At 51.4% G+C, this 6,799-nt stretch carries 3 protein-coding genes; all 3 read left to right on the plus strand.

Features of this window, described 5'->3' with window-relative positions; translation table 11 throughout:
* The first annotated feature begins 112 nt into the window (after positions 1-112).
* Positions 113-2,584, plus strand: a complete 2,472-nt coding sequence (locus tag HY774_12345; GenBank protein ID MBI4749274.1) for a glycogen-debranching protein — start codon at positions 113-115, stop codon at positions 2,582-2,584.
* 781 nt (positions 2,585-3,365) lie between these two features.
* Positions 3,366-4,076: a hypothetical protein gene (locus tag HY774_12350; GenBank protein ID MBI4749275.1), complete on the plus strand. Its 711-nt coding sequence runs from the start codon at positions 3,366-3,368 to the stop codon at positions 4,074-4,076.
* A 347-nt stretch (positions 4,077-4,423) separates the two neighbouring features.
* A partial coding sequence (locus HY774_12355) for a hypothetical protein (protein MBI4749276.1) occupies positions 4,424-6,799 on the plus strand: 2,376 nt, incomplete at its 3' end.

Below are 6,799 nucleotides of genomic sequence, written 5' to 3' on the forward strand. Positions count from 1 at the left end.
TTCCAGAGACTGGTTTTGTGGAATGTTGTTTGCTCTATTTTTAGTCCAAGCCTCCTCAAAGTACATTCAATCCAAAAATTTTCTTCCTAAAAGGTTCTCTGTAAAAATAGCAATGTCTACTGATATACCGTTACGTCGCGTTATTCGCTGGTTTTTGACTTCTTCACTCCTTTCCCTGGTCTTTCTGACCACAGCGGTGTTTCTCCCAACCGGGCAAGCCTACGTCTCCCCACAAGAACTTCCTCAATCCCAAATTCAACTTGTCCCTTCTGATGAACCGGTGGTTCCGGAAGGTGATATCGCGCTTGAATCTGACGATTTGACCGCACGTGGCACGTTCCAGGGCAATGCCATCAACCGCAATACTCTGGGCGCCCGCTATGATGCCACGAAAGCCAATATTACGTTTCGGGTCTATTCATCCCGAGCCACGCGGATTGAAGTGTGTATTTTCAAAAATGCGACTGGTTCGAATGAATCAGTGCGCTACGTGATGACCAAAAATGCGACCACCAATGTTTGGTCAAAAACGGCCTCGGTCGCGACGCTCAAAAACAGTTATGGCATTACGGGAACTGTCTATTACGGCTTCCGGGCCTGGGGACCAAACTGGACCTACATCTCAAGCTGGACACCAGGTTCCGCAACCGGGTTTGTCACAGATGTTGATGCCAACGGCAACCGGTTCAACCCCAATAAATTGTTGCTCGATCCATATGCACTGGAAATGAGCCACGATCCAACCACGCCAACCAACACCGACGGCACGATTTACGCTTCCGGAGCAACCTATCGCAATATCAACAGCGGCCCAAAAGCCCCTAAAGGGATTGTTCTTTCGCTGGATACCACCAGTTTCGGCGTCAAACCGACCCGTCCGCTCAAAGATGATATTGTGTATGAAGTGCACGTTCGGGGCTTGACGAAAAACGACGCCAGCATCCCGGCTGCCTATCAAGGGACGTACAAAGGCGCTGCCTTGAAAGCACAGGCGCTGGCGGATCTCGGCATTACAGCGGTTGAATTCCTGCCCGTGCAGGAAACCCAAAACGATACGAATGATGTCAACCCGACCACGACAGCGGGCGATAACTACTGGGGCTATATGACGCTCAATTACTTTGCCCCAGACCGTCGCTATTCATCAGATAAAACGCCGGGTGGACCAACCCGCGAATTCAAGGAAATGGTCAAAGCCTTCCATGATCGCGGTATTAAAGTCTTTATTGATGTGGTTTATAACCACACGGGCGAAGGCGGCGCGTGGAATGGCAATGATCCGACCGTGTTTAACGTGATGTCGTGGCGCGGACTGGACAACCCAACCTACTACTGTTTGACGAGCGACAAGCAATTTTCCTGGGATAACACGGGCGTCGGTGGCAACTACAACACATTCAATACCGTGGCTCAGGATATGATCGTTGATTCGCTGGCTTACTGGCGAGACACCATTGGGCTGGACGGTTATCGGTTTGATCTGGCTTCGGTGCTTGGCAATACCTGTGAACACGGATGTTTTAACTTCGATAAATTGAATTCCGGAACCGCGCTCAATCGGATTGCTCGTGAATTGACACCCCGTCCGGCTGGCGGTGGCACTGGTGTTGACCTGATTGCCGAACCCTGGGCAATTGGCGGCAATTCATATCAAGTTGGCAACTTCCCGTCTGGCTGGTCCGAATGGAATGGAATCTATCGCGATGTGATCCGCAAAGATCAGAACCAGATGGGTCTTGAATCAGTGACGCCCGGACAACTGGCAACCCGCTTTGCCGGTTCGTCTGACCTGTATGCCGACGATGGTCGCAAGCCCTGGAATTCAGTGAATTTCATCGTTGCTCATGACGGGTTTACCCTCAAAGACCTCTATTCGTACAACAGCAAGGTCAACAATCAGGCGTGGCCGTACGGCCCATCAGATGGTGGTGAAGACAACAACCATAGCTGGGATCAGGCCGGCTGGGCACACGATCAACGCAAAGCGTCCCGCAATGGATTTGCCCTGATGATGCTCAACGCGGGTGTGCCAATGTTTAATGGCGGTGACGAAGCGCTTCGCACTCAGTTTGGCAACAACAACGCCTATAACCTTGATTCAAGCGCCAACTGGATCAACTACACGCTCTCAACCGACCAGCAAAACTTCAAAGCGTTTGCCAAAGGCATGATTGCTTTCCGCAAAGCACATCCTGCCTTGCGACCAGCCAATTTCTATGCCGGCAACGATACCAACGGCAACGTGATGGAGCAACTGCGCTGGTTTAAGCCAGATGGTGGCGTAGCGGATGGGACCTATATGGACAATGCAAACAACCATGCGCTGGCCTATCGGGTTGACGGTACTGAATTTGGAGACTCGGCCTCGGCCATTTATGTTGCTTACAACGGCTGGTCCGGAGATGTGAACTTCACCCTGCCCTGGCCAGGTGCCGGCAAAAACTGGTATCGCGTAACAGATACTTCGGTGTGGGCTGAAGGTGCCACCCAGGTGCGCACTCCAGGTGTCGAAGATTTCATCGGCGGCGAATATTACCAGTATTCGTTGAAAGCACGTGGCATCCTGGTGTTGATTGCAAAGTAGTTCCTGACAAAATTCGTCCCTCATTTTTATCCAACCAGAGTCTGGGAGTTCAGGGTTCAAAACCATTCCTTGAGAATGGAATCCTGAAACCTTCCAGGCTTTTTTGCTTTCGTTGAAAAAGTTTCATCGTGTGGCTGAAGAAAAACAGAAAATACCTGAAAATAAAGCTTGCAAATTGAAAGGGGGGGGGCATAGTATGTGCGAGCAGTTTTTATTGGGCCACCTCTCAGGGTTTTTACCTGGGCAACCCTACTCGCTTTGCCAGTGGGTTATTCTTTAGTCATCTAAGGAATACTTTCTCAAGTCAGACGTCGCTTTCAGGTGAATACAGTTGAGAGTCCCGCCTTCAGGCGGTCGGTTTTTCTTTTGCCATTCTCGAAATTGTCGAAAATTGCTTGTCGTGCCCAGATGAAGATCGGGCGTGGATGAGTTTACTAACGTTGAAGTCTACTGGAAACAATAGTTTATAGGTCGAACACTCTTCTGGATCACCGTCGTTGCGAGTTGGAGAGACGCTCCGGCGTGGCTACCTCAAATCACATCCGGAGATCTTCCAAACCTGGCCGTGGCAGGAAATTGGAGACAACCCAATTGGCTCCATCCCATAAATGTCAGTACCACCCGCGTAAGCGGGTGGGTTACTCCTATAATGTCAGTACCACCCGCGTAAGCGGGTGGGTTATTCGGCAATCCATCACAACCAACCCATTCATCCGATTTGACCACTACTCGTCGCATCTTGTTTCTGGCATTTTTTCTGATCTCTGGGATCGCGCTGACTGTGTCACATCCAACCTCACCCGCTGACGCAGGCGGTACTGACACGATGTTGCGGGCATCATTGGCGACATTGACTGGATCTCCAAACCCACCCGCTGACGCAGGTGGGACTGACGACCGGGCGATTTCACGCCGAGCGCCGTCCATCAATGGCCGATTGAATGGCAGCCTCCAGCAACTGACACCAGAACAGGTGACCTTGAACGGTGGCGCAACAATTACTGAAAAACTCTTTGTGCCGGGAACTCCCACCGTGCGCCGCAATGGCAACCCGAATTTCGGTGGCGTGATTGAAGGCAGCGGAAGTGCTATTCCGACCAATTATCAGGTCACGCTCAATGGCAATGCCAGGCTGGGGAATCTGGTCAATCGAACGAATCCATTTGCATTGACGCCAGTTGCCGCGCCTCCGACACCGACTGGAACACGGGATGTCAGTCTCAACTCCCCCAACGATCAGATCGGAGACTTGGGGACGCTCCGCAATTTGACCTTGAATGGCAATGCCGGAACGCGCTCTGTACCGCCTGGAACCGATGGAAACTTTACCGTCAATGGGAGCAGTGTCTTGATTTTTGGCATCGCGAACGCGACGGAACCAGCGGTCTATGCGCTCCAAGGATTGACGCTCAATAGAGGCACCCAGCTTCAAATCGTCGGACCAGTCACGTTGACGCTCCGGCTGGGAATCTCACCGTCAACAGCCGATTGACCGTCAATGTCATCTGTGACCGTCTGACCGTCAACGGAGGGGGAGTCGTCTTCGACAAAAAAATAACAGGTTGTTGAAGAAAAAATGATTGATGGATTCATTGAGATGGAAGTAGGCTAATTAACACTTTTCCTAGCCTTTGGATGACGGGTTTCATCAGGGCAAGCATAGCAACTGGTCACTTTTGTTGTTGCTTTAAAGTGGACACTTTGCAGGAACAATCTTACCAAATTACTGACAATCAACTGCTGACAATTGACATTGTGGATATGAATTCTATGCGTCGCCTGTTTTTGGTTTCCTTGGTTTTGATTTCGGGATTGTTTTTTACCTTTTCGCTGGTCTCTATGTCTTCTCAGAAGAAGGTTCAGAGTATCGTCTTTAGACGAGAGGGTTTTTCTTGCGCCCCACCCGTCATTCTCACGCCTGAAGGCGTTACTCTGAACTCTTTTTTCCCATTCTTAAAGGCGAAGCAAGAGCCCAATGGAGGGCAAGCCGTTTCAAGACGCACCCCATCAATCAATGGCCGACTGGAAGGCAGCATCCAGCAGTTGACACCAGAGAACGTCACGTTAAACGGTGGCGCGACGATTACCGAAAAACTGTATGTGCCGGGAACACCCACCGTGCGTCGCAATGGCAACCCGAATTTCGGCGGTGTGATTGAAGGGAGCGGAAGCGCCATTCCAGCCAATTATCAGGTCACGCTCAATGGCAATGCCACGCTGGGGAATCTGGTCAATCGAACGAATCCATTTGCGTTGACACCAGTTCCGGCGCCTCCGACACCAACTGGAACACGAGATGTCAGTTTGAACAATCCCAATGACCAGATTGGAGACTTTGCGACGCTCCGCAATTTGACTTTGAACGGCAATGCCGGGACACGTTCTGTTCCACCTGGCACCTATGGCAATTTCACGGTCAACGGCAGCAGTGTCTTGATTTTTGGCATCGCGAACGCGACAGAACCTGCCATCTACAACCTGCAAGGATTGACCCTCAACGGAGGCACCCAGCTTCAAATTGTCGGACCAGTTACCTTGACGCTTCGGAATGGAACGAACATCAACGGCACGATTGGCAACGCCGCCAATCCACAGTGGCTCACGCTCAATGTCTCCAACGGAGGCGTCACCCTCAACGGAGGCAGCCAGATGTTCGGAAAGGTGAATGCTCCCGCCGGAAGCGTCACCGTCAACAGCCGTTTGACTGGCAACGTCATCTGTGACCGCCTGACTGTCAACGGAGGCGGAGTCGTCACCATCCTGGCGCAAGCTCCCCAGGACACCACCGCTCCGGTCATCACGCTTGCCGAACCTGCCGAAGGGTTGATCACCAAAACTTCTCCAATCACCGTTTCCGGGACAGTGACCGATACCAGTGCGGTGACGATGACGGTCAATAGCCAGCCGGTAACCCTTTCCGGAACACAATTTGCCGCCAGTGCCACACTCACCGAAGGCTCAAACACGATTACCGTTCTGGCGACAGACGCCTTTGGAAATGTCGGAACGGCAACCAGAAACGTCACGCTTGATACCACCGCTCCAGTTCTGACGGTTACTTCTCCGCAAGACGGAGCCGTCACGACTGAATCCCAACTCACCATCACTGGAACCGTGACTGATGCCACCACAACCACGGTCACCGTGAACAATGTCGCCGCCACCCGAAACGGGAATGAATTCTCAGCCGTTGTGTCTCTGGTCGAAGGTCAAAATACTTTCGCCATTCGAGCCCAAGACGCCGCCGGAAATCAAACTGAAATCACCCGAACCGTCACACTCCAGGTTCAACAGGACACCACGCCACCTGTCATCACTCTCACGGAACCCGCCGAAGGCTTGATCACCAATGTTTCACCTGTCACGATTTCTGGGACAGTGACCGACGCAAGTGCCGTAACGGTCACTGTCAATAACCAGCCTGCAACTCTATCTGGGACACAGTTTAGTGCCAGTGTCACTCTGGCTGAAGGCTCAAATACCATCACCGTTTCCGCCACGGATGCGTTTGGAAATGCCTCAAGTGCTCTACGGACGGTTGTTCTTGACACAACTGCGCCGGTCGTGACCATCACCTCTCCTGAAGATGGGGCAACCACGACCGAATCCCAAATTACTGTCACTGGAACGGTGACTGACGCCACAACAAGCACTGTTACCGTCAATGACATCGCCGCAACACCCTCTGGAAATGAGTTTTCCGCCGTTGTTCCACTCTTTGAAGGTCCAAACACCCTGCTTGTGCGAGCGACAGATGCGGCTGGAAATCAAATCGAGAGAACCCAAACCATAAACAGGCGAGTTTCAACCCTTGGCTTTCTGGTTCGTGGGCCGATAGATGGTACCATCACAAATTCCTCTCCTTTAACTGTACAAGGAATCATTTCAGGGGCAGGAGCACAGATCACTGCCAATGGGGTTTCTTTACATATAGATGCCACTGGTAGTTTCTCAGGTGAAATCCCTGTATCAGAAGGAATAAACACAATCTTGTTTGTGGCTACTGATGTTGCTGGAGGACGTTTGGAAGAAACCCGAACCGTAACTATTGATACACACCCACCAGTTATTTCAAACCTTTCTCCATTGAGTGGATCACTGGTAGTTCCTCCATTTACAACTGTTACTGGAATGGTGCAGGATGAAAGCCCAGTTGAAATTAAAGTTCGTGACAATGGGGTTAACCTACCTTCTTGTCCTGGTCCGACTCCTTGC

The sequence above is a fragment of the Acidobacteriota bacterium genome (assembly GCA_016208495.1).
Taxonomy (GTDB): Bacteria; Acidobacteriota; Blastocatellia; order Chloracidobacteriales; family Chloracidobacteriaceae; genus JACQXX01.

Bases quoted from the DNA above. Each gene is read 5' to 3' on its own strand.
- HY774_12345 (MBI4749274.1), top strand. From the start codon at position 113: ATGTCTACTGATATACCGTTACGTCGCGTTATTCGCTGGTTTTTGACT.